The organism is Kitasatospora sp. NPDC032150 (assembly GCF_055579945.1).
The window spans coordinates 228,261-253,999 of record NZ_JBVIMH010000008.1 but is presented as its reverse complement, the minus strand read 5'-3'; the positions used below and the strand labels follow the sequence as shown (position 1 = coordinate 253,999).

The window sequence follows — 25,739 nt, the reverse complement described above, 5'->3', positions numbered from 1 at the left end:
CTGCTGTCGGCGGTGCCGGTGCCGGACCCGACCGGCCGCGACGGGCGTGAGCGGATCATCCTGTCCGGGGACATCCCCTCGCCGGCCAACCCGCCCTCGGGCTGCCGCTTCCGCACCCGCTGCTGGAAGGCCGAGGAGCGCTGCTCCGCCGAGCTGCCGCTACTCGCGGTGCCCTCGCTGGAGGGGCCGGCCGCGCACGAGTCCGCCTGCCACTTCGCCGCCGAGCGCGAGATCGAGCAGAGCGCCGCGGAGCGCGAGGCCGAGTAGCGCACGGCTTGTGTGACGCCGGACAACGGGGCGGGCCCCGGAGGGAAATCCCTCCGGGGCCCGCCCCGTTGAGCGGCTCAGAGCCGGCCGGTCTTACTTGACGTAGCCGATGTTCTCGTAGATCGGGTCCGACAGGCCGAAGGAGCCCAGGTTGGCGATGGACTTCTTCACACCGCGGATGGACGGACGCTGGTAGAAGGGCATGACGCTGCCCAGCTTCCACTCCTCGGCGTCGACCTTGTCGATGGCGGCGAACTCGTCCTGGGTGCTGGCGGCGCTGTTGGCCTCGTTCAGCAGCTTGTCGACGGCGTCACTGCCGATGTTGCCGTAGTTCTGGCCACCGCCCTGCTGCCAGATGTTGGTCGAGGAACTGGCCGGCCAGGCGTTGCCGAGCAGCGCGTGGACGGTCATGTCGAAGTCGCCCTTGTCGATGTACTTGGTGAAGAAGTCATCGCTCGGGACGGTGGTGACGGTCAGCTTGACGCCCACCTGCTTGAGCATCTGGGTGAGGATCGATCCCTCGTTGGCGGCGAGGTCGAGACCGGCCGGGATGACGAACTTGAGGTTGAGCTCCTGGCCGTCCTTCTTGCGGACGTCGCCGTCCATCTTCCAGCCGGCGTCGTCCAGTGCCTTCTTGGCCGCCTCGGGGTCGTACTTGCTCAGACCGTCCGAGTTGTCCTTGTAGCCGTTCTGGGTCGGCACCAGGAAGTGGTTGTTCATCGTCGTGGCGGGCCAGTCCAGGCCGTTCAGGTCGGACTTGGCGATGGTCTCGCGGTCGATCGCCTGGAAGATGGCCACGCGCACCTTCGGGTCCGTCAGCGTCGCGCTCTTGCCGTTGAGCCTGACGAGGCGGTAGTCGGGGCCACCGGCCTCGCGGACCGCACCGTCGGGGGTCGACTTGATCTGCTTGAGGCCGGAAGCGCTCTGGGCGTTGTCGAAGTAGTCGACCTCGCCGTTGGCGAAGGCCGGCGCCATGGCGTTGTCTTCCATCGACTTGAAGACGATCTTGTCCAGCATCGACTTGTCGCCCGAGTAGTCCGGGTCGGCCACCACGGTGACGGTCTTCGCGGTAGCGTCGATCTTGCCCAGCTTGAACGGCCCGGAGGTGACCGGGATCTTGTCCAGGAAGCCGTTGTTGAAGGCGTCCGGGGTGGCGGCGTACTTGGCCGGGATGAGCGGGTTGTTGGCGGCCCAGTTGAACATCGACTGCCAGTCCGGGAACGGCGTCTTGAAGGTCATGACGGCCTGGTAGTCGTCGGTGCCCTTCACCACGCTGTCGACCTGGTCGAAACCGGTGGTCGAGCCGACCTTGAAGTCCTTGTTGCTGCCGTTCTGGGCCTTGACGTTGGCGTCGATGTCCTGCCAGGTGATCGGGGTGCCGTCGGACCACTTGGCCTTCGGGTTGAGGGTCCAGGTGACGACCTGCTTGCCGTCCTTCATCTCGGACTTGGCGTCCACCAGGAAGGCCTTGTTCGGCGTCTGGTTGCCGCCCGCGTCCGAACGCCAGAAGGTCGGCAGGAGCGACTTCATGACGTCGATGGTGGCGGACACTCCGCCGTCGGTCTCCAGCGGGTTCCACTGGTCGGACATCTGCTCGATCGCCCAGTTGACGCTGCCGCCCTGCTTGAGCGCGGAGCGGTCCTTCTCGTTGATGTCGCGCGCGGTCGTCTTCGGCACGTCGGTCTTGGTCGGGGCGGCGGAGTCGTCGCTCTTGCTGCTGGAGCAGGCGGTCAGCGACAGCGAGGCGGCGGCGATGGTGGCGACCAGCGCGACCGGGATCCGGTTGTGCTTCAAGGGGTTCCCCCTGGTGGTGGACGGATATCTGTGATTAGGCCCGGCTGCGTCATTGGCGACGGGGTGGTGCCGGTGGAGACTTCTGGTACGGCGGTACCTGAGGGGCTCAGAGCACCTCGAGGGCCCCCGCGAAGTGGCAGGCGGCCGAGTGGTCGTCGGCCAGCGTCGAGTCCGCGGGGTCCTCGTCGCGGCAGCGCTGCTGGTCGCTATCGCCGAGGGTCTGGAACTTCGGGCAGCGGTTGCGGAACCGGCAGCCACTTGGCACGTCGGCCGGGCTGGGGAGGTCACCGGTGAGCAGGATCCGGGTCCGCTCGCGTTCCTGGCGCGGGTCCGGGAGCGGCACGGCGGAGAGCAGGGCCTGGGTGTACGGGTGGGACGGATTGTCGAAGATCGCGTCGGTCTCGCCGATCTCGACGATCCGGCCCAGGTACATCACGGCGATCCGGTCGGCGATGTGCCGGACCACCGAGAGGTCGTGGGCGACGAACAGGTAGCTGAGTCCGAGCCTGGTCTTGAGCTCGTCCAGCAGGTTGAGCACGCCCGCCTGGATGGAGACGTCCAGCGCGGAGACCGGCTCGTCCAGGACGACCAGCTTGGGCTCCAGCGCGAGCGCGCGGGCGATCGAGATGCGCTGCCGCTGGCCGCCGGAGAACTCCTGCGGGTAGCGGTCGGCGTGGTCGGGGTTGAGGCCGACCAGCTCCAGCAGCTCGGGCACCCGGGCGGCGATCCGGTCCTTCTCCCAGCCGTGCGTGCGCAGCGGCTCGGAGAGGATGTCGCCGACCGGCATCCGGGCGTCCAGGGCGGCCATCGGGTCCTGGAAGACGATCTGCATGTCCCGGCGGAGCGCCTTGCGGTCGGTCCGGTTCATGCTCTTGGTCTCCTTGCCGAAGACCGTGACGGTGCCGACCTGGTCCTTGGGAAGGTCCAGGATCTCCAGCAGGGTGGTGGTCTTGCCGCAGCCGGACTCGCCGACCAGGCCGAGCGTCTCGCCCTCGCGGATGTCCAGCGAGATGCCGTCCACCGCCCGCACCACACCGACCTTGCGCTTGACGAGTGCGCCCTTGCTGAGCGGGAAGTGCTTGGTGAGACCGTCGAGTTCGAGGACGGTGGCGCGCTCGGCGCGCGGGCGCCGCTCCAGCGCGGAGGACTCCGGCAGCTCCGGCACCGGGTAGATGGCGGCCGGGTCGAGGCCCTCGCCGAGCTCGTGGCTGCGGTGGCAGGCGGTCGGGTGGGAGGCGCCCTCCCGGAGCTTGAGCTCGGGCTCGCTCTCGCGGCACAGGTCGATCGCGATCGGGCAACGGGCGGCGAAGGGGCAGCCCTTGGGCAGCGCCACCATCGACGGCGGGTTGCCCTCGATCGGGGTGAGCGCGCGGCGCTCGGTGTCGTCCAGGCGCGGGATCGAGCCGAGCAGGCCGATGGTGTACGGCATCCGGGGGGTGTAGTACACCTCGTCCACCGTCCCGGACTCGACCGGCTTGCCCGCGTACATCACCTGGACGCGGTCGGCGAAGCCGGCCACCACGCCGAGGTCGTGGGTGATCATCACGATGCCGGCGCCGGTGACTTCCTGGGCCTTCTTCAGGACCTCGAGCACCTGGGCCTGGATGGTCACGTCCAGCGCGGTGGTCGGCTCGTCGGCGATGATCACCTTGGGGTCGTTGGCGATCGCCATGGCGATCATCGCGCGCTGGCGCATGCCGCCGGAGAACTCGTGCGGGAAGTTGTCGACCCGGCGCTTGGGGTCCGGGATGCCGACCGTGTTGAGCAGGTCGATGGCCCGCTCGCGGGCCTGCTCCTTGGTCATCTGCTGGTGGACCCGCAGCGCCTCGATGATCTGGGTGCCGACGCTGTACACCGGCGTGAGCGCGGACAGCGGGTCCTGGAAGACCATGCCGATGTCCTTGCCGCGGATCTTGGACAGCTCGTTGTCCGAGAGGCCGAGCAGTTCACGCTCGCCCAGTCTGACCGAGCCGGTGACGGCGGCGGTGTCGGGCAGCAGGCCGAGCACGGCCATCGAGGAGACGGACTTGCCGGAGCCGGACTCGCCGACGATGCCCAGCACCTCGCCCGGACGCACGGCGTAGGAGACGCCGCGCACCGCGTGGACCGGGCCGGCCTCACTGGGGAAGGAGACCCGCAGGTCGCTTACTTCGAGGACGGGCTGAGACTTGTCCAGCCGGGAATCGGTCACCGGTCGGAGTCCTTCCTTGGTACGGGTGCTGTCCGATGGCTGCGAGGGGTCCGTCGCGGCCGTCATGAGGCGCTCAGCGCGTCGGTGGCGGCGGTCCCCTGCGGTGCCTCGGTGGCGGCCGACTTGCCGGACTTCTCGCCGGACTTGAGCTTCTTGGCCTTGGCCTTCACGCCGGAGGCGTTCGGGTCGAGGGCGTCGCGCAGGCCGTCACCGATGAAGGCGACCGCGACGCCGATCAGCACCAGGCAGCCGGCCGGGAAGTAGAACTGCCACGGGTAGGCCGAGGCGTTGGTGGAGTTGGCGGCGATGACCGTGCCGAGCGAGACGTCCGGCGGCTGGACGCCGAAGCCGAAGTAGGACAAGCCGCTCTCGCCGATGACCGCGGCACCGACCTGGATCACGGTGTCGATGATCAGCAGCGAGGCCATGTTCGGCAGGATGTGGCGGAAGATGATGACCGGTCCGGAGACGCCCATGTACCGGGCGGCCTTGACGAACTCGCGGTCCTTCAGGGTCAGAGTCATGCTGCGGACCACCCGGGCGGTGATCATCCAGCTGAACGCGCCCAGCAGCACCACGAAGATCAGCCAGCCGGTCTTCTGGAAGACGGGCGACATGATGGCGATCAGCAGGAAGGACGGCAGCACCAGCAGCAGGTCCACACCCCACATCAGGACGCGGTCGGTCCAGCCGCCGTAGTACGCCGCGGCGGCACCGACGGAGGCCGCGATCACGGTGCTGAGCAGGCCCACCAGAATGCCGATCACCAGGGACTTCTGCAGACCGCGCATGGTGAGCGCGAAGAGGTCCCGGCCGTCCTGGGTGGTGCCCCACCAGTGGTCGCCGCCGGGGGCGGCGTTGAACGCCATGTAATCGTGGGTCAGGTAGTCGTACTTGGTCACCAACGGCCCGCCGTAGGCCGCGACGAAGAGCAGGACGATGACGGCCAGACCCGCGAGGGCCAGCTTGTTGCGGACGAACCGCCGGACGGTCAGTTTGGCGCGGCTCTGCCGCTTGGGAGTGTTCTTGGGCTGTTCGGTCGTTGCGGTGCTCATGGCTGCCTCTCCTTCGCTGCGTACGTGACGTGATGCTCGGACCGGTGCGTCAGCGCACCCGGACCCGCGGATCGAGCGCCGCGTACATCAGGTCGGAGAGGAAGCCCGCGATCAGCACGATCACGGCGGTGAACAGCGACACGGCGGCCGTCGAGTTGACGTCGTTGCGCATGATCGAGTTGACCAGCAGATCGCCCATGCCGTGCCAGCCGAAGGCCTTCTCGGTGAAGGTCGCGCCGACGAAGAGCAGGACCACGTTGTAGACCAGCAGCGGGACGACCGGCAGCACCGCGGTCCGCAGTCCGTGCTTGACCAGCGCCGTGCGGCGACGCAGGCCCTTGGCCCGCGCGGTCCGCAGGAAGTCGCTGCCGAGCACGTCCAGCATGGTGCTGCGCTGGTAGCGGCTGTAGAGCGCGACCTGGATCAGGATCAGCGTGATCCCGGGCAACAGCAGGTGCTCGGCCCGGTTGCCCAGGGCGGCGAAGTCCCAGCGGCCGGCGAACTCGGGGTCGGTCTCACCGGTGAAGTGGATGGTTCCCGCGCCGAGCCACTGGATCGACCCCAGTTTGAGGGCGAGGGCGAGCACGAAGACCGGCATGGCCAGGATGAAGAACGAGGCCAGGGTGGTGAAGTGGTCGAAGAACTTGTACTGCTTGATGGCGCCGAGCGCGCCGACGGCGACACCGCCGGCCGAGCCGATGATGGTGGCGAGCGCCAGCAGCCGGACCGAGACGCCGACCCGGCGGCTCACGTCGTCGCTGACCGGCGCGCCGTCGACGGTCTTGCCGAGGTCGCCGTGCGCCACGCCCTCCGCCCAGGTGGCGAAGCGGGTGACCACGGGCGTGTCCGGGTTCATGTTGACGTCGTCGAGCGTCTTCGTGATGGAGGCCTGGGACAGCGGAGGGTTGTGGCCCTCGTAGTTCGACCGCGGGTTCAGGCTCAGCGCTGCTACGAAATATGAGAGAGAGGCGGCAAGGACGACCAAAATCAGATTATTGGCCAGCTTGCGCAGCAAATAGCGACCCAAGGTGGTTCTCTCTCCCTAGTGCGGTCCCGCGTTCGCCGACTGCACAAGGGCCCCGACTGCGCGATCCGTGAGGATGGCGGGTCCCGCACTTGATGCTGAGGGGCGTCTCGGAGGTCGGACGGTTGGTCAGAAATACGGCAGCCGCTGTAGGACGGCTCGCTGCCACATCTTGCTAACCAGGTGAACGCTTGTCGACTGGCGCCGGATCAAATATTGGTAACGCTGGGCGCAATCCACCAGGTCGAAGACCGTTTTGACCGTAGGTTCTTCGGCTCCAGCCCCGGCTGAGGGGCGTATTTCAGGCTCCAATGCCGCCGGAACACAGGATTCCGCTACTGCGCGACGGTGGTGGCACGTCCGGCCATAAGTCGCCAATGGCGAGAATTCGCCAGCTTTCGCGGAGCAATGCGCGGGTGAATGGAAGTGTCCGCGATGAAAAACATATGTCCGATATGTGGATGTATGGAATCGTTGGACCGGTGGTGCGGGAACGCCGAAGGCCGGGACCCGTGAACAGGTCCCGGCCTTCGGTCGCGCGGTGGGCGGGTCAGATCTGGAAGCGGTAGACCCGGTCCTTGGCGGCGGTCTTGTCGATGACGGAGGCGATGCCGTCCGCGACGTCCTGGGGGGTGACCTGTACCGGGGCGCCGTCCTTCTTGATCTTGACCTTGTCGAAGGAGACCTTCTTCAGGGCGTCGTTCAGCTTGTCGAGGTCCCACTTCAGGACGACCTTGCCGGAGTCGTCCGGTGCCAGCGTGAGCGCCTGACTGGCGGTCACCTTTCCGAAGTCGAAGCTCTTGGTGCCCGCGTAGACCGTGACGGTGCCGTTCAGCACCGACTTACCGAGGCCGTCGGCGGCGGCCCTCAAGGCGTCCTCGGTGACCTTCGGCTGGGCCGCGGCCACCGGGACGGTCACCACGGCGTCCGGCTTGCCCGCGGCCCGGTCCCGGTACGCCTGCTCGATCAGGTCCATCGCGGCGTTGGCGTCCACGGCCTGCCCCGCCTTGCCGGGGACGACCTCGGTCTGGCCGGCGGCGGTGAAGCGGACGAAGCCCTCCTGGAGGCCCTGCGCCGAACTGCCGCTGAGGGTCTGGAGCGCGGCCTTGAGCTTCGCCCGGTCCACCTTCACCTGCGGCTCGACGGCGGTGCTGCCGCCGCTCAGCGAACCGATCACCGCGACCGGGTTGTAGGTGTGCTTGGTCAGTCCGTCCACGGTGGCCGTGGTGTCGAAGCTCAGACCCGCGGTGGCCGGGTCGAGGTTGACCGTCTGGTCGCCGAGCTTGAGCTTCAGCGGCTGCTGCCCGGCCTTGCCGACCGAGCTGTCCAGCGTGCTCACCGCCTGGTCGCGGGAGTCGCCGCCGATGTTCGTGCCGAGCACCGTGGTGCCCTTGGGGATGTCGGACTGATTGAGCATCAGGCCGGTTCCGTACGCGGCGGCGCCGGCGAAGAGCACTCCGCCGACCGCGTAGCCGGCCAGCTTCTTCACCCGGCCGCCGCGGGACTTGGCGGGGGCGGAGGAGCTGGAGGCGGCCTTCGGCTGCGGCGCCTTGGCGTCCGGGCCGGCGCTCTTGCCGGCCTCCGGGGAGGCCGGAGCCTCGGCGTCGCCACCCGGCTCGGCGCCCCTCGGGGCGGCCCCGAAGGGCGGGCCGGCCGGTGCGCCCGGTACGCCGGGGAACGGCGCGGGCGCCTCGAAGCCCGGCGATTCGGCGAAGCGGCCCTGGGTGGGCCTGCCGTCGGGGAAGGGGTGGGACCGGTCGGAGGTCGAAGTGGCCTGCGAGCCCGGGCGGCCCGGAGCGAAGGGGTCGGTGCCGGCCGCGGGCGGGGGAGCCGCGCCGAACCGGTTGGCCGCGGGCAGCCCGGATATGCCGCCGTGCTGCGGGTCCTGGCCGATCGGCTCGAAGCCGCCGATCTGGGTGTCCTCCGGCTCGCCCGCGGCGTAAGCGGGACCGGCGGCCGGGTCGGCCTGCTTGGGCGCAGTTCGACGGCGCGGTGCGGCGGCCTCGGTGCGGAACGGGTCACCCTGCCCGGGGCCGGTGGCGAACGGGTCAGCCGGTGCGGAACCGCCCTCGAAGCGCCCGCCCGGGACCGGGTTGCCCGCGAACGGGTCGGCCTGGGCGGGCGCGGTGGCGAACGGGTCGGCCTGGGCCGGAGCGTCCGCGAAGCGGCCGCCGCGCGCCGGGCCCGGCGCGAACGGATCGGTGGCCTGCCGGTTGCCCGCGGCGGGGAAGCCCTGGCCGGGCTCGACGGCGTTCTCGCGGTACGGGGCGGCGGAGTACGGGTCGTTGGTGGCCGGCCCGCCCGAACCGGAGGAACCGCCGCGGCCGGCGTCCTGGACGAACCCGTCGGCCTGCCGCTGCTGACCGTCCGCCGCGAAGGGGGAGGCCTGCGGGCCCGCCGGCCGGGCCCCGGGCACACCGCCCGCACCCGGCCGCGCCTGGTCCGCACGGCCCGGAAGACCCTGCTCCGGGGCGCCCTGACCGCGCGGCGCGGGCTCCTGCCCGGGCATCCGCTCCTGGCCCGTCTGCGCGGCGGTACCGCCGGGGCGCCCGCCCTCGTTGCGCGCACCGGCCGCGGTCGCTCCGGCGGCCGCACCGGCCATCGCCGCGCTGACGCCCGCGCCCAGGGTGCCGGTACCCGGAGCGGTCGGCGCCAGCCCGGCGTCCTGCTGCCGGCCCCGCTGGCGCGGCCGGAACCATTCGCCGGTCGAGTCCGAGGAGCCGCTCTGCGGCTGGGGGGCGGCCTGCTGGCCGGCGTTCTGCCACTCCGGCGGCAGGTTCGGCGGCGTCGAGGCCCGCGGGTTGGGGTCCATGACCCCGAGCACGGGCGAGGACGGTGTGGCGGAGCGGTGCCGGGGCCCGTTCGGCCCGGACGGCTCGGCGGGGGCGGCGCTCTCCTCGTTCTTCACGGGACTGCGCATCACCACCGGCGGGATCGGCCGGGAACCGGGGATGTTGATCCGGATCCTGGTGGTCAGCGTGGTCTCGGTCTTCGGCGTGTCGTCGTCCGCCCCCGGCTCGGTCGCAGCCGGGTCTTCCCCCAGCCTCCGGCCGGGGGTGCCCCCGGGGCCGAACGGATCGGCGGCGTGGCCGCCCGGGAGCCCCGTGCCGTACGGCGGGGTGCCCGACGGATACGCGTCCGGTCCCTCCCCCGGTCGCCGGCCGGAGTTGCCCCCAGGCCGGCGCGGCGGGTACGCGCTGTCAGATTCGCGGCTGCTCAATGCTGCTCTGCTCCGGGTTCGCAGCCGCGCTGTGGAACGGCGACCGCGGGTTGTGGGGCGTCAGCCCGGCCGTGCGGCGACTACTGCCGCGCGTTGGACCGGACAACCCCTCCGACACCAGTCTTCTTATCGTGTTGGCTGCGGCAAGCCGCCGGCCTTGCGATTGGGCGAAGCTACCTGCTCGTCCCGTGCACCGCATCGTCCGGGGCGGTTCTGCCGTTGCACCACCTTACTGGGAAGAAGTGCACGGTGAACTGGTTCGGATAGAACCTGATACGTCCGGTTCCTCCGATATGAGCGTACGTGCGGAGCACTTTGACTGCTCGTCGCGGAGGTTTCAGCGCTTGGGCCCCGGTACCCCGGGCCCGAACCCGCCCCGGGTCGGCAGGGTGGCGCAGATCACGCCGCCGACCGCGCCGAGGAAGAGGTAGGCGTACGAGGTGGGGTCCGCGGAGAGGATGAAGTCGCCCTTGGGGCGAGGGCTCATCAGCACCAGCAGCATCAGGAACCAGCCGCCCAGCGGTGCCCCGGCACCCAGCTTGGTGCCGGTGAGCCTGAGCCCGCCGTAGAACAGGCCCAGGCTGGCGGCCACCGCCAGCAGCATCCCGAACGGCGGCCAGAGCGCCTGTACGAAGCAGCCGCAGAGCGAGACCGCCAGCCCGAGCAGGAAGAGGACGACGTAGGCCACGATCCGTCCGGCGCGCGGCGGCTGAGGCTCGGCCAGCCGCTCGGCCTGGGTGCCGAGCACCTTGGCGGGGAGGCTGCGCCCGGCGGGCGCGCCCTTCGGGGCGGGGCTCACCGGAAGGACTCCGCACTCGCGGGGGCCGGCTCCGAACCGGCCGGTTCCCGCCCGGGGGCGATCGGTTCCGCCACGTCGAGGCCGGCGAACAGATCGGTCTCGGGTCGCTCGCCACCCGGTTCACCACGGACCAGCTGGTAGTACTCGGTCGTCACGATCGGCTGCGCGAGGTCGTTGCTGAGCGCGAAGAACTCGCCGTCCACGGTGATCTGGGTGCGGTGTGCCCGCAGTGCGGCCGTCTTGGCCGAGGCGTGGGCAGTCCCGTCGAACACGGTGGTGATCACCTCGTCGTCCACCACGCCCGGGATGTCCGACACCTGGGCCACCCCGGGGAACAGCCCGCGGACGGCGGCCCCGGCCAGCCCCCGCTCGATCACCGAGCGCGGCATCCGGGTCCAGTAGACCTTGGTGACGTGCCAGGCCGCGCCCAGCTCGGGCCGGTGGGCCGGGTCGGCCGCCAGCTCGTGGGCGCGCATGGCGACCAGGTGCGCCTTGATGTGGTCGGGGTGGCCGTAACCGCCCCGCTCGTCGTACGCCACCAGCACCTGGGGCCGTACCTCGCGGATCACCGCGACCAGGTGGCCGGCGGCCTCGTCCAGGTCGGCCCGCCAGAAGCAGCGGGGGTCGTCGTTCTCGGGCGCGCCCATCATCCCGGAGTCCCGGTAGCGTCCGGGCCCGCCGAGGAAGCGGAAGTCGGCGACGCCGACCGCGCGCATCGCCCCGGTCAGCTCGCCGATCCGGTACCGGCCCAGGGTGTCGTCCCGGTCCGCGGTCAGATGGGCCAGCTCGGGCGGGATCACCTCGCCGCCCTCCCCGAGGGTGCAGGTCACCAGGGTGACCTCGGCTCCCTCGGCGGCGTACCGCGCCATCGTGGCGCCGTTGCCGATCGACTCGTCGTCGGGGTGGGCGTGCACCAGCAGCAGGCGCCGGGTCGGCCGGTCGGTGGCAGAGGTCATGGACAGCAGCCTAGCGACCGGAGCCGGGACGGCGGCGCCCGGCGGCCGTCCGTGGGTGGGGTCCATCGGGCCGCTCCCGCTCTTCGCCGTCCGCCGGGCCGGCTAGAGCTTCAGGCCATTGAGCATCCCTGCCAGGTTGCTGGTCACCGCCTGGATCGACGGGGCGATCGAGCTGGAGGCAAGGTAGAAGCCGAGTAGCGCGCAGACGATCGCATGCGCCAGCTTCAGCCCCGATCGGCGGATCAGGACCACCACGATGACCAGCATCAGCATGGCCGCGGAGACGGACAAAGCCATGACGGCTCACACCCTTTCTCGGGTGCGCCGCCCTCGGCGAGGGCGGCGGCGGTCGGGACGTGCCGGACAAGCTCTCGACCCGGCCGGACGCGGGGTGCGGGCACACCTGGACGCGACGGTTCCGAATCGACCAGTCAAGGAATACCCGATCAGTGAGGGTTGCATTACTTTCCGTGAGTCCGCATGGTCGGGGCACGGGCGCGTCCATGCGGCGCACGGCCCGGTGGGAAGGGGGAAAGGGGCCGTGCCGAGTCTCTTCGGGGTGCTGCTCCGAACGAGTGATCACCGTGTCGGGCAGGCCGTATGGTTCGGTGCCATGACCACCGACACACCAGCGGACACCTTCCCCCGGCAGTACGCCCGGACCCTGCGCTACACCGTCGGCGCGCCCAGGTCCTTCACCGTCACATCCGACGGCTCCCGGGTCCTCTTCCTGCGCTCCAGGAGCGGCGGCGACCGGGCCAACCTGCTCTGGGCGCTCGACACCGCCACCGGCGCGGAGCGGATCGTCGCCGATCCGGCCGTCCTGCTCGGTGGCGGCGAGGAGGACCTCTCCGCCGAGGAGAAGGCCCGCCGCGAGCGCAGCCGGGAGGGCGCCGCCGGGATCGTCGGCTACGCCCTGGACGACGCCGGTGCGTTGGCCGCCTTCGCGCTCTCCGGGCGCCTGTTCGCCGCCGACACCGCCACCGGTGCCACCCGTGAACTCCCCGCCGCAGGGCCCCTGTTGGACCCGCGTCCGTCGCCCGACGGTGCGTACGTCGCCTACGCGACCACCCTGGGCCAGCTGCGGATCACCCGCACCGACGGCAGCGGGGACCGCGCCCTGGCCGAGCCCGAGCGGGACGGAATCACCTGGGGCCAGGCCGAGTTCATCGCCCAGGAGGAGATGGACCGCGACCGCGGCTACTGGTGGTCCCCGGACAGCGACCGGCTGCTGGTCGCCCGCGCAGACGACGCGCCGGTCCGCCGCTGGTGGATCGCCGACCCGGCCAACCCCGCCAGCACCCCCGCCGAGATCGCCTACCCGGCGGCGGGCACGCCCAACGCCGAGGTCGGCCTCTGGCTGCTCGGCCTGGACGGCTCGCGCACCGAGGTGAACTGGGACCGCGCGGCCTTCCCGTACCTGGCCCGGGTGCACTGGTCGACGGGCGGGGCACCGCTGCTGCTGGTCCAGGCCCGGGACCAGCGCAGCCAGCAGATCCGCTCGGTCGACCCGGCCACCGGTGAGACCGAGCTGCTGGCCGAGGAGCACGACCCGGCCTGGCTGGAGCTCTTCTCCGGCGTCCCCGCCTGGACCCCCGACGGGCGGCTGGTGCGGATCAGTGACGAGAGCGGCGCCCGTGCCCTGGTGGTCGGCGACCGTACCGTCACCGGCGGCGAACTGCACCTGCGCTCGGTGGTCTCGGTCGGTGCGGACGGCGTGCTGTTCAGCGCCTCGGCCGGGGCGGACCACGCGGTCCTGGAGCCCGGCGCGATCGGCGCGTTCACGATCGGCCTCGAGGACGGCGCGCAGCCGGTCGCACTCGGCGAGGCCGGTGTGGTGGCGGTCGTCGGGGCGGGTGGGGTGACCGTGCTCTCCTCCGCCGACCCGGCCTGGGCCGGCGCCAGGGTCGAGGTGCTGCGGGAGGACGAGGTGGTCGCCACCATCTCCTCCTACGCGGAGACCCCGCTGCTCACCGCCCGGCCGGCGTTCACGCTCGCGGGCGAGCGGCGGATCCCGTGCGCGGTCTTCCTGCCCACCGGCTACGACCGGGAACGGGACGGCCTGCTGCCCGTGCTGATGGACCCGTACGGAGGGCCGCACGGCCAGCGGGTGATCCGCTCGCACAACCCGCACCTGACCTCGCAGTGGTTCGCCGACCAGGGCTTCGCCGTGATCGTCGCGGACGGACGCGGCACCCCCGGCAATAGTCCGGCCTGGGAGAAGTCCGTCGCCTTCGACTTCGCCGGGGTCACCCTGGACGACCAGGTGGCCGCCCTGCGGGCGCTGGCCGGCGAGTACCCGCTCGACCTCGGCCGGGTCGGCATCCGCGGCTGGTCGTACGGCGGCTACCTCTCCGCGCTCGCCGTGCTGCGCCGCCCGGACGTGTTCCACGCGGGCGTCGCCGGCGCCCCCGTGACGGACTGGCAGCTCTACGACACCCACTACACCGAGCGCTACCTCGGCCACCCCGGCGAGCGGCCCGAGGTGTACGCGGCCAACTCACTGATCGAGGGCGCGCCCGGGCTGGAACGCCCGCTGCTGATCGTGCACGGCCTCGCCGACGACAACGTGGTCGCCGCGCACACGCTGCGGCTCTCCTCCGCGCTGCTCGCCGCCGGGCGGCCGCACAGCGTCCTGCCGCTCTCCGGGGTCACCCACATGACGCCGCAGGAGCAGGTCGCGGAGAACCTGCTGCTGCTCCAGGTCGACTTCCTGAAGAAGGCGCTGGCGGGCTGACCGCCGTCCCGGCCGGCGACTGCTGCCCCCGCCGCCGGCCGGGACCCGTGACATCCGTCATGGCGAGGACACGACGGTGCACACTGCCCGGCGGCACCCCCGTCGCGGGAGCCTGAGCAGGTCAGGCGATCGGGAAGGGTGTGGGGCGGATGGGCGCGGTCACGGCGGGGCTCAGGGCGGACGAGGAGGTCGCCGCCTTTCGCAACGTCAGCAAGAGCTACGGCCGGGTCAGGGCGGTCAACGGCCTCGACCTGGTGCTGCGGCCCGGTGAGACGGTGGCCCTGCTGGGGCCGAACGGGGCCGGGAAGTCGAGCAGTCTGGATCTGCTGCTCGGTCTGCGCGAGCCCGACCAGGGCAGTGTCTCGCTGTTCGGCGGCACCCCGCGCGCCGCGATCGAGGCCGGCCGGGTCGGCGCGATGCTGCAGAGCGGCGGACTGATGGGCGACGTCCTGGTCCGCGAACTGGTGAAGCTCGCCTGTGACGTCCACCCGCGCGGTCACCGCCCGGCCGAGGTGATGGAGAGCGCGGGCATCACCGAGCTGGCCGACCGCAAGGCGGACAGGCTCTCCGGCGGCCAGGAGCAGCGGGTGCGCTTCGCCCTCGCGATCGCCGGCGCCAACGACCTGCTGGTACTGGACGAGCCGACCACCGGCATGGACGTCTCGGTCCGCCGGCAGTTCTGGGCGGCCATGCGGGCCCAGGCCGACGCCGGGCGCACCGTCCTGTTCGCCACCCACTACCTGGAGGAGGCCGACTCGATCGCCGACCGGGTGCTGGTGCTGCACCGGGGACGGCTGATCGCCGACGGCACCTCGGCGGAGATCAAGGCCAGGGCCGGTGCCCGCCGGATCACCTTCGAGCTGCACCCCGCCGACCCGGACGCGGACGAGTCGCTGCTGCGCGCCCTGCCGGGCACGGTGAGCCTGGACGTCACCGGCCGCATCGACGGCGTCCGGACGGTACGGATCCGCAGCCGGGACGCCGACGCCTCGGTCGCCGCCATCTACCGGGCCGGACTCTTCCCGCGCGGCCTCGAAGTCACCAGCCTGGGCCTGGAGCAGGCCTTCCTGACCATCACCGGCGAGGGGGCACCCGTCCCCCGGCCTTCGGGCGGGGGGACCCCCGAGCCCCAAGGCCGGGGGACGGAGGCGGCCGCCGACGACGACTCCGCCGCCGAGGAGGGCGGGCGATGACCACCCTGATCCAGCTGGAGATCATGCGCACCCTGCGCAACAAGCGCTACCTGCTGTTCAGCCTGCTCTACCCGGGCCTGCTGTACGTGTTCTTCATCAACGCGTACCACGGCGGGAGCGTGGCGGGCGGCACCCCGGCGAAGTCGTACTTCATGGTGTCGATGGCGACCTTCGGCGCGGTCGGCGCGGTGCTCGGCAACAGCGCCCAACGGATCTCGCTGGAGCGCGAGAGTGGCTGGGTGCGGCAGTTGCGACTGACCGCGCTGCCCGGGCGGGCCTACACCGCCGCCAAGATCGCGTCCTGTGCGGTGACCACGCTGCCCGCGATCGCGGTGGTCTTCGCGATCGGCGCGGTCGAGGGGGTCCGGCTGTCGGCGGCCCAGTGGGGCGGGCTCGGGCTGGCGCTCTGGCTCGGCAGCTTCGTCTTCGCGGCGCTGGGCGTGGCACTCGGCTACGCGGCGGCGCCGGACTCGGTGCAGCCGATCGTCATGATCAGCTACATGCTGATGGCGGTCTTCGGCGGCACCTGGTTCCCGGTGACCGGCTCGCTGAAGAGCTTCGCCCGGTTCGACCCGGTGTACCTGTACAACCGGCTGGCCACCTTCACCCAGCCCGGACACTCGCTGGACACCGTCGCGGTGGGCGGGCTGGCCGGCTTCCTGGTGGTCTTCGTCGCCGCGGCGGCCCATCTGTACCGCAAGGACACCAAGCAGGCATGATGTCCGCCATGTCCAACGTCTCGCCGCCCTTCCGCCCCGTCGAGTCGGAGGAGGGGCAGTCGGAGTCGTACGGCAGCATCCCCGGTGGTCGGGTGGAGACCCGGCGCCAGCTGGTGGTCAAGATCGCCTGGATGCTGCTGTGGATGATCTACCTGGTCTACCCGGTCAAGGACCTGGCGAGCGGCAGGCACGGTACGGCCGCCGTGGTGGCCGGGGCACTGGCCCTGGCGACGTTCCTGGCCGCGTACATCGGTCTGGTCGCCGCCCGTTCGACCCGGTCGGAGAACTGGCGCGGCAGCTACCTGATCGTCGGGCTGATGGTGGGGCTGGCCACGAGCACCTCCTTCGGGCTCGGCCAGCCGTGGCTGACGCTCTTCACCTACTGCTCGGTGTGCGTGGCGACCGTGCTGCCGGTGCGGCTGGGACTGCCCGGGGTGGCCGGGACCACCGCACTGGCGCTGGCCGTCTCGCTGCTGATCCGTGCGGACCTCGACACCATGGCCGCGATCATCCTGCCCTGCTTCCTCGGCGGCCTGGCGATGACCGGTCTGCAGCGGCTGATCGCCACCATGCGCGAGCTGCGCGAGGCCCGGGCCGCCGTGGCCCACCTGGCCGCCGCCGAGGAGCGGCTGCGGCTCGCCCGCGACCTGCACGACCTGCTCGGCCACTCGCTCTCGCTGATCACGCTGAAGAGCGAACTGGCCGGACGCTTCATGGACTCCGACAAGCCGGAGCAGGCCCGGGCGCAGGTCGCCGACATCGAGAAGGTCGCCCGCCAGTCCCTGGTCGACGTCCGGGAGGCCGTCGGCGGCTACCGGAGGCCGACCCTGCCGGTCGAACTGGCGGCGGCCCGGACTGCCCTGACCACCGCCCAGATCACCCTGGAGGCCCACCACTCGGTGGCCGAGGAGCACCCGGGCCTCGGCAACGAGGAGGCCGGGGTGCTCGCCTGGGCCCTGCGCGAGGCCGTCACCAACATCGTCCGGCACGGCGCCGGCGCCACCGCCTGCACCGTCACCATGGACGAGACCTGGGAGGGCGAGGGCGAGCGCTACGCCGTCCTGGAGGTCACCGACAACGGCCGCGGTCCGGGCAAGTCAGCTCCGGGCAACGGCCTCTCAGGTCTTCAGGAGCGCCTCGCCCAGGTCGGCGGTCGCCTGGAGACCGGGCCGGGACCGCGCGGGAAGGGCTTCCGGCTGCGGGCGCTGGTGCCGGTCCACGCGCTCGCGAGCGGGCGGGTCACCGCGGCCGATAGTGTGCCCCGGTGATCAGAGTGCTGCTGGCCGAGGACCAGGGGATGGTGCGCGAGGCGCTCGCCGCGCTGCTCGGCCTCGAAGGGGACATCGACGTCGTCGCGCAGGTCTCGCGCGGGGACGAGGTCGCGGAGGCGGTCGAGGCGCACGACGTCGAAGTGGCCGTGCTGGACATCGAGATGCCCGGGATGACCGGGATCGACGCGGCGGCCGAGGTGCGCCGGCGCAGGCCGGGGACGAAGGTCGTGATCGCGACCACCTTCGGGCGTCCCGGCTACCTGCGCCGCGCCATGGAGGCCGGGGCGGACGCCTTCCTGGTGAAGGACGCCCCGGCGTCCGAACTGGCCGAGGCGATCCGGCGGGTGCTGCGCGGCGAGCGGGTGATCGACCCGGCGCTGGCGGCCGCCGCGCTGGCCGAGGGCGCCAATCCGCTGACCGCCCGGGAGCGGGAGGTGCTCGCGGCGGCCGCCGACGGCGCGGTCAACGCGGAGATCGCCAGACGGCTGCACCTCTCGGAGGGCACCGTGCGCAACTACCTGTCGATGGCGATCCAGAAGACCGCGGCCCGCAACCGCGCGGAGGCCGTCCGGGTGGCCAAGGACAAGGGCTGGCTCTGACCGGCCCGGGGCGGCTACGGCCCCCGGGGCCCGGTCAGTTGAGGCGGTGCCGGGCGGCGCGGGCTTCGTGGCGGACGCGGTCGGCGGACTCGGGGTCGAAGGCGTCCAGGATCTCCGCGTAGGCGTCCATCTCGGCCGCCCCCGCCAGGAAGTGCCCGGTGCGGACCAGGAGTTCGGCCCGCTCCAGCCGCAGGCTGGCCGGGTGACGGGGGAGCAGCAGGGCGAGCTCGGTGGCCCAGAGCTGGGTGCGGGCGTGCTCGGGACGGTCGGCGGCCCAGCTGCGGATGTTGCCGAGTACCCGCAGGACGGTGTCCAACGGCTGTGCGGGCGTGAGCAGTTCCGGCGAGAACTGGTGCCCGCCGGCGGTGACCAGCTGCTCGACGTCGTCCAGGTCGAGCAGCCGCCCGCCGTGGAAGGGATCGGCGAGCACGTACTCCTCGCCCCCGGCGGGTCCGCCCACCGCGACGATGAAGTGCCCGGGCAGGGCGACCCCGCGGACGGTGAGGCCGGCCCGGTCGGCGACCGCGCACCAGACCAGCGAGAGCATGATCGGCAGCCCGCGCCGCCGTCGCAGCACGTCCGGCAGCAGCGAGGACTCCAGCCGCCGGTAGTCCGCCGGGCGGCCGTGGAAGCGCTCCCGCCCGCCGAGCACGGCCGCGAGCAGCGCGGCGGTCTCCTCCGGGGTGGCCGGGGCGCGTTCGGCCACGGCCTGCCGGACGGCCGCCGCGTGCCGGTCGAGCGCGACCCGGCAGGCCGTCAGCAGCTCGTCCAGGGTGGCGGGCGCGTCCGGGTCGGCCAGGGTGTGCTCGGCGGCGGCCAGCAGGCAGAGCAGCACCGGATCGGGGTGCTCTGCCCGGGCCTCGGCACGGAAACGTGATCTGCTCTGCTCGGTCAACAGAAGCCTTCGTCGGTCCGGGGGTCGGTACTGCCGCGGGGGCCGGTCCTACCGCTGGGGAAGCTGGGCGTAGTGGTAAGTGTGACTCGTGCGGAAGCCGAGCTGGTCGTAGAGGGCGATCGCGGCGGTGTTCTCCGCCTCCACCTGGAGGCAGGCGCCGCTCGCGCCCTCCTCGGCGGCCCGGGCCGCGAGCACCGCCATCACGGCGGTGGCCAGACCGGCGCGGCGGGCGTACGGGGCGACCTCGATCGCGCCGAAGCAGGCCCACGGTCCGTCGACCACGCAGCGACCGATCGCCAGCGGGCCCTCGGGGCCGGGGACGGTCGCGAACCAGACCGAGGGCCCGCCGTGCAGCACCCGGACGGCGGCCTGCTCCAGCTCGGCGTCGGCGGTGACCCGGCGGTACTGGGCGAGCCAGTCGGGCCCGGCGGTGCGCGAGAGCCGGACCCGGTCGTGGCCGGTGCCCAGCCGGCTCAGCGGGGCCAGCGGCGCGGTGCGGACCAGGGTGGGGGCGTACCGGGCGCCCAGCCGGTCGAGTTCGGCGATCAGGTCCTCGGGTGAACCGGGGACGGTCACCTCGACGTGGGCGGGCAGGCGGCGCAGTCGGTACCAGTCCCGGACGGCGGTCAGCGCCTCGGGCAGCGTGAGCCCGGGATCGCCCAGCGCCTGCACCGAGTTGGCCCGCCGGGTGAATCCGGACGCGGCCCGCAGCGTCCACTCGCCGAGCGCCTGCTGCTCCACCGCGGGCCAGCCGCGCGCGACGATCCGCTGGAGTTCCACCGGGTCCGCCTCGGGCATCCGGGCTGCGCGGCGGGCCGGGAAGAGCGGCACGGTCTTACCCGCGACCAGCAGTTTCTCGGGGACCGAGACCGGGTGACCGTCCCGCGGGACGACGGTCAGCCCCCGGTCGTCCCACGATTCGAGCACGCCGATCACATCACGGAACACCGGACGGCCGTCCACGAACTCCGAGAGGCGCCGGACAGAGACCCGTCGTCCCACGTCAGAGCGGTCTATCCGGACCTCGGGACGGGGCTCGGCCGGATCTTGGCCTGTCATCTGGGGCACCTCCTGTGCATTTGCGTGCTCTGACCCGCGATACTAGGGCGGGCATCGACGACACCGCGCTCACCCGCGCACGCGAGCAAGAGCAAACAGTTTGGGGCGCCAGCCCTTCCGAGGAGGAACGAAAGCGTGACCTACGTCATCGCGCAGCCTTGTGTCGACGTCAAGGACAAGGCGTGCATCGAGGAGTGCCCGGTCGACTGCATTTACGAGGGCCAGCGCTCTCTGTACATCCACCCGGATGAGTGCGTCGACTGCGGTGCGTGTGAGCCGGTCTGCCCGGTCGAGGCGATCTTCTACGAGGACGACACCCCGGAGGAGTGGAAGGACTACTACAAGGCGAACGTCGAGTTCTTCGACGACCTCGGTTCGCCGGGTGGCGCCTCGAAGCTCGGCCTGATCGAGAAGGACCACCCGTTCATCGCGGCCCTCCCGCCGCAGGGCGAAGAGTGAGCAACTGAGTGAGCACGACTGACACTCCGCACGCGCCGCTCCCGGGTCACCCGGGAGCGGCGCGCCGCGTCTCGGACCTGCTGCCGGTCTTCCCCTGGGACAAGCTGGAGCCGTACAAGCGCACCGCCCTGGAGCACCCCGGCGGGATCTGCGACCTCTCGGTCGGCACCCCGGTGGACCCGGTCCCCGAGGTGATCCAGAAGGCGCTGGCCGCCCACTCCGACACCCCCGGCTACCCGACCGTCTGGGGCCCGCTGGAGCTGCGCCGGGCGATCGCGGGCTGGCTGAACCGCCGGGCCGGCGCCGAGATCGGGCCCGAGGCGATCCTGCCCACCATCGGTTCCAAGGAACTCGTCGCCTGGCTGCCCACCCAGCTCGGTCTCGGTCCCGGCGACCAGGTGGCCCACCCCCGCCTGGCCTACCCGACCTACGAGGTCGGCGCCCGGCTGTGCGGCGCCGAGCCGGTCGAGTACGACGACATCGCCGAGCTCGACCCCGCGCGGGTCCGGCTGCTCTGGCTGAACACGCCCTCCAACCCGACCGGCCGGGTGCTGTCCAGGGACGAGCTGCGTCGCGCGGTGGCGTGGGCGCGCGAGCACCGGGTGCTGCTGGTCAGCGACGAGTGCTACCTGGAGCTGGGCTGGGAGGCCGATCCGGCCTCGGTGCTCGATCAGGAGGTGTGCCGGGGCGACCACGAGGGCCTGCTGGCGGTGCACTCCCTCTCCAAGCGGTCCAACCTGGCGGGCTACCGCTCCTCGTTCGTCGCCGGGGATCCGGTGGTGATCAAGGAGCTGCTGGAGATCCGCAAGCACGGCGGCATGATAGTGCCCGCCCCGGTGCAGGCGGCCACCATCGCCGCCCTCGGCGACGACGTGCACGTGGCCGAGCAGAAGGCCAGGTACGCGGCGCGGCGGACCGCGCTGCGCAGCGCCCTGGAGGCGTACGGCTTCCGGATCGAGCACTCCGAGGCGAGCCTGTACCTGTGGGCCACCCAGGACCGCCCCTGCTGGGAGACCGTGGCCGAACTGGCCCGACTGGGCATCCTGGTGGCGCCCGGCGACTTCTACGGCCCGTCCGGCGGGCAGTTCGTGCGGGTGGCCTTCACGGCGACCGACGAGCGGGTGCGGGCGGCGGTCGAGCGGCTCACCCGCTGAGGTGCGAAAGGCCTCCCGCCCGGTTCCGGGCGGGAGGCCGGTGGCGGGTCAGTGGCCGAGGCCGCCGAGGATCTGGCCGATCGGGCCGAGGCCGAGCGAGTCGAGCGGGTTGCCGCTACCGAGGTCGGGCACGCCGCCGAGGCGGTGGGTGTCGGCGTGGCCGGTCAGTCGGCCGAGCGCGTCGGTGAGGGGTGCCGCCTTGGGGAGGCTGCCGGGGAGCCGGTCGGTGACGGCGTCGGTGTTCGGCACGCCGCCGGTCGGCAGGGCGCTCGCCACGGTGGTGCCGCCGGGGACCGAGTGGGTGAGGTGCTCCAGCTCGGCCGAGGCGCCGCGGGTGCTGGGCATGGTGCGGGTACCGGGCAGCTCGGGCAGCGCCTCGCCGGCTTCCGGGGCGAGCCGCTCGGTCAGCACCGGGAGGGCCTTGTCGGCGGCCTTGGTGGCGACCTGGGTGAGCGCACCGGTGACGGCGGCGGTCCTGACGGTGGGGCCGGCGACCTTGCCGAGGGAGTGGTCGGCGCCCGGCAGTGCCTTGGCGATCGTCTTGCCGGCGGCGTCGGCGGCGTCGGCGGCGTCGGCGGTGGCAGGGACGCCCGCCCGTGCGGTGGCGGCGCCGGTGGCACCGAGGGCCTCGCCGGCCTGGTGGGTCGCTTCCGCCACCGTGCCGGCCGAGTCCGGAGCGGAGTCCAGCTGGGTCAGCCCGGCCCCCAGCTCGGTCGTCGGGGGCACCAGGTCGGCGGCGGAGGCGGAGCCGGCCCCGACCAGAGGTGCCGCACCGGCCGCGACGAGCAGCGCGGCCTGGGCGATCCGGCGCGTGAGGGGGAGAGACATGGTGCTCCTAAGTGGTGAGGTTCGTGCCGTCCGGCGAACGGACGACGTGAATACCGCTGGAGGAGCGAGAAGGTTTCGGGCCGTACAGGTCAAGCGTTTTTAAAGATCGGACGATCGTTTTTGGGGCAATCCGGACGGATCGGTCAACCGGCGGACGCCTGCGGAAACGTCACCTCCCTTGCGGCGCAAGGGGGACCAAGCCGCGGCCCGATGCCCGCCCGGAGCGGGTGGCGCCGGGGCCGGACGTCGATCGGGATTGACCGGAATCACCCGTTCGAAGGAGGGCCGGTCAACCGCGGGTCAACGGGCGTCAGCTCTTGGCGGGCGCGCCCAGGGTGATCAGCACCCGGTCCGTCGAAGGGGCGGTGGCACTCGCCTTCCAGCCGTCGTTCGGCCGGTCCACCCGCCAGATCCTGCCGTCGTACGCCACCGCGCCGATGCCCAGCTGCTGCGCCTCGGCCACCGACCACTGGGCCACCGCCCAGCCGCTCTGGCTCAGGGCGTCGGGGCCGGAGTCGGTGCTGGTGGCAGGCTGCGGGGTGAGCGCGATCACCGTACGCGGGTCGTTGTCGGCCTTGGCGGCGGGCGCCGAGCTGACGGTCTTGCCGAACTCGCGGCGGACCCGCGCGCCGACGTCCAGCGGCTGCGCCGTGGCGCCGGCCGAGGGGGACGGCGAGGGGACGGTCAGGTCGTCCACCACGCAGCTGAGCGCGGCCGGCTCGCGGCCGGTGAGCACCGAGGCGACCAGCGTGGCGTTGCCCTCGTGCTTGGCGTACGCCTGCGGGTAGCCGCTGCGCTGCACCTGCTGGGCCGCGTCGGTGAGCGGCATCCGGGCGTAGCCGGGGATCTTCACCAGGCTGTCGAGGAACTTGTTGGTGGCGTACACCGGGTCCATGATCTGGTCCACCGTGCCCCAGCCCTGGGACGGCCGCTGCTGGAACAGGCCGACCGAATCCCGGTCGCCGCCGGTGATGTTGTGCAGCTTGGACTCCTGCATCGCGGTGGCCAACGCGATGGTGACGGCACGTTCGGGCAGGCCGCGGGAGATCGCCACCGAGGCGATGGTCGCGGCGTTGGCCGCCTGCGCGAGGTCGAGCGTGCCCTTGCCGGCCGCGGTGTTTATCGTGCAGCCCTCCGGCGGCGCGATCAGCCGTTCCCGGTTGAGGTAGACCACCACGCCCGCCAGCACCGCGAGGGCCAGCAGACCGATCAGCACCCGGCGCACCGGCCGTCGGCGGCGGACGCCCGCCTCGCCGTCCTGCTCGCCCGTTGCCATTTCGGTCACCGCTGCCCCTCTCGCCTCGCATCTGTGCGCTCGCACACCGTACCCACTCGGACGGCTGTGCGGGGAAGGCGGTTGCGCGGGCCCTCGGGAAACACGGCTCCCAACAGGGCTCGGACGTGACCGGTACCACGTGCGGCGAGCCTGCGGTCGGGCGGTCGCGGCTACGCTAGGTGTCCATGAGCAGCCCTCACTCGCCTCTGGACCTGACCCTCGACGGCGGCGCGCTGACCGCCCGGCTCGTCGACTTCCCCTCCGTCAGCGGAGACGAGCAGGAGCTCGCCGACGCGGTCGAGAGCGCACTGCGGGCCCACCCCCATCTCACCGTCGACCGGTACGGCAACAACGTCGTCGCCCGCACCGACCTCGGCCGGGCCCAAAGGGTGCTGCTGGCAGGCCACTTGGACACCGTGCCGATCGCCGACAACCTGCCCTCCCGCGTCGAGGGCGACCTGCTCTACGGCTGCGGCACCTCGGACATGAAGTCCGGTGTCGCGGTCCAGCTGCGACTGGCCGCCACGCTCACCGAGCCGAACCACGACCTCACCTACGTCTTCTACGACTGCGAGGAGATCGAGGCCTCCCGCAACGGCCTCGGCCACCTGGCCAGGGAGCGCCCCGACTGGCTGAAGGCCGACTTCGCGGTGCTGATGGAGCCCAGCAGCGCAGTGGTCGAGGGCGGCTGCCAGGGCACCCTGCGGGCGCAGATCAGGCTCACCGGCACCCGGGCCCACTCGGCCCGCAGCTGGCTCGGCGACAACGCCATCCACCACGCCGCCGAGGTGCTCGGCCGGCTCGCCTCGTACCAGGCGCAGCGGGTGGAGATCGACGGCCTGGAGTACCGCGAGGGCCTCAACGCCGTCCGCATCGACGGTGGTGTGGCCGGCAACGTCATCCCCGACGAGTGCGTGGTCACCGTCAACTTCCGCTATGCGCCCGACCGCAGCATGGAGGACGCCGAGGCGCACGTCCGCGAGGTCTTCGACGGCTTCGAGGTCACCGTCACCGACCACGCCCCGGGGGCGCTGCCCGGCCTCGCCCAGCCCGCCGCGCAGGCCTTCCTCGCGGCGACCGGCGGGCAGGCCCGCGCCAAGTTCGGCTGGACGGACGTGGCCCGGTTCAGCGCGCTCGGCGTGCCCGCGGTCAACTACGGCCCCGGCGACCCGAACCTGGCGCACAAGCGCGACGAGCACTGCTCGCTGAGCGCGATCGCCGAGTGCGAGGAGCGGCTGCGGGCCTGGCTGGGCTGAGCGTCCGGTGGGCCCGAGTGCCCGGGCCGCCAAGGCACTTGGGCCCACCGGACGCCCGGTCGGGGCGAGCGCGCGGCCGGGCCGGGGCGTCGGTCCAGTAAACCCCGATGCCTTCCTGCGTTCTCCCGCTGTTTCCCGAAAAGCCGGAGCGGCGGGCGTAGGGTTTCGCCATGACAGGCACTGGAGAGGAAAAGCACTACGGGCACGGCCCTGAGCGGGCCGACGCGCCCGAGCGGAAGAAGGCCTGGCCGGAGAAGCAGAAGGGCCCCGTGCTGCTGCGCCGCGACCAGGTCGGAACCGGCACCACGGACCAGCGGCTGCTCGACACCACCGGACCGACCGACTGGCTGCACACCGACCCGTGGCGGGTCTGGCGGATCACCTCCGAGTTCGTCGAGGGCTTCGGCGCGCTGGCCGAACTCCCGGCCGCGATCAGCGTGTTCGGTTCCGCCCGAACTCCGGTGGACTCGCCCGAGTACGCGGCGGGCGTGGCGATCGGACGGGCGCTGGCGCAGGCTGGCTACGCGGTGATCACCGGCGGCGGGCCCGGTGCGATGGAGGCCGCCAACCGGGGCGCCTCGGACGCCGGCGGACTGAGCGTCGGCCTCGGCATCGAGTTGCCGTTCGAGCAGGGGATCAACGAGTTCGTCGATCTCGGCCTGAACTTCCGGTACTTCTTCGTCCGCAAGACGATGTTCGTGAAGTACGCGCAGGGCTTCGTGGTGCTGCCGGGCGGACTGGGCACGCTGGACGAACTCTTCGAGGCGCTGACGCTGGTGCAGACCAGGAAGGTGACCCGGTTCCCGGTGATCCTCTTCGGCAGCGCCTACTGGGGCGGCCTGGTCGAGTGGTTGAAGAACACCCTGGTCGCCGAGAAGAAGGCATCCCCGCAGGACCTGGAACTGTTCCACATCACCGACGACGTGGACGAGATCGTGGAGATCCTGGCGGCGAGCCGCCGTCCGAACGGTGACGTCTGAGCGGCCG

At 72.0% G+C, this 25,739-nt stretch carries 22 protein-coding genes; 10 read left to right on the top strand and 12 right to left on the bottom strand.

The window, feature by feature from the left end:
- Window positions 1-267, top strand: a 267-nt coding sequence (locus tag ACZ5ON_RS12970) for an oligopeptide/dipeptide ABC transporter ATP-binding protein (RefSeq protein WP_465590023.1), incomplete at its 5' end; no start/stop codon positions are given.
- A 93-nt stretch (window positions 268-360) separates the two neighbouring features.
- On the opposite strand, the gene ACZ5ON_RS12965 is transcribed toward ACZ5ON_RS12970, so the two are convergent.
- The 8 genes from ACZ5ON_RS12965 to ACZ5ON_RS12930 form a co-directional block, all read right to left on the bottom strand.
- Window positions 361-2,061: an ABC transporter family substrate-binding protein gene (locus ACZ5ON_RS12965; RefSeq protein ID WP_465590020.1), complete on the bottom strand. Its 1,701-nt coding sequence runs from the start codon at window positions 2,059-2,061 to the stop codon at window positions 361-363.
- Window positions 2,062-2,167: 106 nt separating this feature from the next.
- On the bottom strand, window positions 2,168-4,252 hold the full coding sequence (locus tag ACZ5ON_RS12960) for an ABC transporter ATP-binding protein (RefSeq protein WP_465590017.1): 2,085 nt from the start codon (window positions 4,250-4,252) through the stop codon (window positions 2,168-2,170).
- A 62-nt stretch (window positions 4,253-4,314) separates the two neighbouring features.
- Complete coding sequence (locus ACZ5ON_RS12955) at window positions 4,315-5,307, bottom strand: ABC transporter permease (protein WP_465590014.1); 993 nt, start codon at window positions 5,305-5,307, stop codon at window positions 4,315-4,317.
- A gap of 49 nt (window positions 5,308-5,356) precedes the next feature.
- Window positions 5,357-6,334 carry an ABC transporter permease gene (locus ACZ5ON_RS12950; protein WP_465590011.1) on the bottom strand — a complete coding sequence of 326 codons (978 nt, stop codon included), beginning with the start codon at window positions 6,332-6,334 and terminating at the stop codon, window positions 5,357-5,359.
- Window positions 6,335-6,881: 547 nt separating this feature from the next.
- Entirely contained in the window at window positions 6,882-9,551 is a 2,670-nt protein-coding gene (locus ACZ5ON_RS12945; RefSeq protein ID WP_465590008.1) for a hypothetical protein, read from the bottom strand.
- Window positions 9,552-9,888: 337 nt separating this feature from the next.
- Window positions 9,889-10,350, bottom strand: a complete 462-nt coding sequence (locus ACZ5ON_RS12940) for a DUF6113 family protein (RefSeq protein WP_465590005.1) — start codon at window positions 10,348-10,350, stop codon at window positions 9,889-9,891.
- Window positions 10,347-11,306, bottom strand: coding sequence for an N-acetyl-1-D-myo-inositol-2-amino-2-deoxy-alpha-D-glucopyranoside deacetylase (gene mshB / locus ACZ5ON_RS12935; RefSeq protein ID WP_465590002.1), 960 nt, complete (start codon window positions 11,304-11,306; stop codon window positions 10,347-10,349). The genes ACZ5ON_RS12940 and mshB overlap by 4 nt, the downstream gene beginning before the upstream one ends.
- Before the next feature lie 102 nt (window positions 11,307-11,408).
- Entirely contained in the window at window positions 11,409-11,603 is a 195-nt protein-coding gene (locus ACZ5ON_RS12930; RefSeq protein WP_344638387.1) for a DUF2304 domain-containing protein, read from the bottom strand.
- 316 nt (window positions 11,604-11,919) lie between these two features.
- Between ACZ5ON_RS12930 and ACZ5ON_RS12925 the strand changes: the two genes are divergently transcribed.
- From ACZ5ON_RS12925 to ACZ5ON_RS12905, 5 genes are all read left to right on the top strand, one after another.
- Window positions 11,920-14,043, top strand: coding sequence for a S9 family peptidase (locus ACZ5ON_RS12925; protein ID WP_465589997.1), 2,124 nt, complete (start codon window positions 11,920-11,922; stop codon window positions 14,041-14,043).
- Window positions 14,044-14,192: 149 nt separating this feature from the next.
- Window positions 14,193-15,236, top strand: coding sequence for an ABC transporter ATP-binding protein (locus tag ACZ5ON_RS12920; protein WP_465589993.1), 1,044 nt, complete (start codon window positions 14,193-14,195; stop codon window positions 15,234-15,236).
- A complete protein-coding gene (locus tag ACZ5ON_RS12915) occupies window positions 15,233-15,955 on the top strand; it encodes an ABC transporter permease (RefSeq protein WP_465589990.1) in 723 nt (240 codons plus the stop codon). The genes ACZ5ON_RS12920 and ACZ5ON_RS12915 overlap by 4 nt, the downstream gene beginning before the upstream one ends.
- An 8-nt stretch (window positions 15,956-15,963) precedes the next feature.
- The gene (locus tag ACZ5ON_RS12910; protein ID WP_465589987.1) at window positions 15,964-17,223 is read left to right on the top strand and encodes a sensor histidine kinase; all 1,260 of its coding nucleotides are present in this window, start codon (window positions 15,964-15,966) and stop codon (window positions 17,221-17,223) included.
- 29 nt (window positions 17,224-17,252) lie between these two features.
- Window positions 17,253-17,825: a response regulator transcription factor gene (locus ACZ5ON_RS12905; RefSeq protein WP_465590080.1), complete on the top strand. Its 573-nt coding sequence runs from the start codon at window positions 17,253-17,255 to the stop codon at window positions 17,823-17,825.
- 34 nt (window positions 17,826-17,859) lie between these two features.
- Here ACZ5ON_RS12905 and ACZ5ON_RS12900 read toward each other — a convergent pair whose 3' ends face one another.
- Entirely contained in the window at window positions 17,860-18,720 is an 861-nt protein-coding gene (locus ACZ5ON_RS12900; protein WP_465589984.1) for a SirB1 family protein, read from the bottom strand.
- Window positions 18,721-18,768: 48 nt separating this feature from the next.
- Window positions 18,769-19,779, bottom strand: coding sequence for a GNAT family N-acetyltransferase (locus ACZ5ON_RS12895; RefSeq protein ID WP_465589981.1), 1,011 nt, complete (start codon window positions 19,777-19,779; stop codon window positions 18,769-18,771).
- A gap of 135 nt (window positions 19,780-19,914) precedes the next feature.
- Between ACZ5ON_RS12895 and fdxA the strand changes: the two genes are divergently transcribed.
- Window positions 19,915-20,238 carry a ferredoxin gene (fdxA, locus tag ACZ5ON_RS12890; protein ID WP_344638379.1) on the top strand — a complete coding sequence of 108 codons (324 nt, stop codon included), beginning with the start codon at window positions 19,915-19,917 and terminating at the stop codon, window positions 20,236-20,238.
- An 8-nt stretch (window positions 20,239-20,246) separates the two neighbouring features.
- Complete coding sequence (dapC, locus tag ACZ5ON_RS12885) at window positions 20,247-21,392, top strand: succinyldiaminopimelate transaminase (RefSeq protein WP_465589977.1); 1,146 nt, start codon at window positions 20,247-20,249, stop codon at window positions 21,390-21,392.
- 48 nt (window positions 21,393-21,440) lie between these two features.
- On the opposite strand, the gene ACZ5ON_RS12880 is transcribed toward dapC, so the two are convergent.
- On the bottom strand, window positions 21,441-22,220 hold the full coding sequence (locus tag ACZ5ON_RS12880; RefSeq protein WP_465589974.1) for a hypothetical protein: 780 nt from the start codon (window positions 22,218-22,220) through the stop codon (window positions 21,441-21,443).
- Between the two features lie 310 nt (window positions 22,221-22,530).
- The gene (locus ACZ5ON_RS12875) at window positions 22,531-23,496 is read right to left on the bottom strand and encodes a VldE C-terminal domain-containing protein (RefSeq protein ID WP_465590077.1); all 966 of its coding nucleotides are present in this window, start codon (window positions 23,494-23,496) and stop codon (window positions 22,531-22,533) included.
- 185 nt (window positions 23,497-23,681) lie between these two features.
- On the opposite strand from ACZ5ON_RS12875, the gene dapE reads away from it, so the two are divergent.
- Window positions 23,682-24,752, top strand: a complete 1,071-nt coding sequence (dapE, locus tag ACZ5ON_RS12870; protein ID WP_465589971.1) for a succinyl-diaminopimelate desuccinylase — start codon at window positions 23,682-23,684, stop codon at window positions 24,750-24,752.
- A gap of 170 nt (window positions 24,753-24,922) precedes the next feature.
- Window positions 24,923-25,732: an LOG family protein gene (locus tag ACZ5ON_RS12865; protein WP_465589968.1), complete on the top strand. Its 810-nt coding sequence runs from the start codon at window positions 24,923-24,925 to the stop codon at window positions 25,730-25,732.
- The last annotated feature ends 7 nt before the right edge of the window (window positions 25,733-25,739 follow it).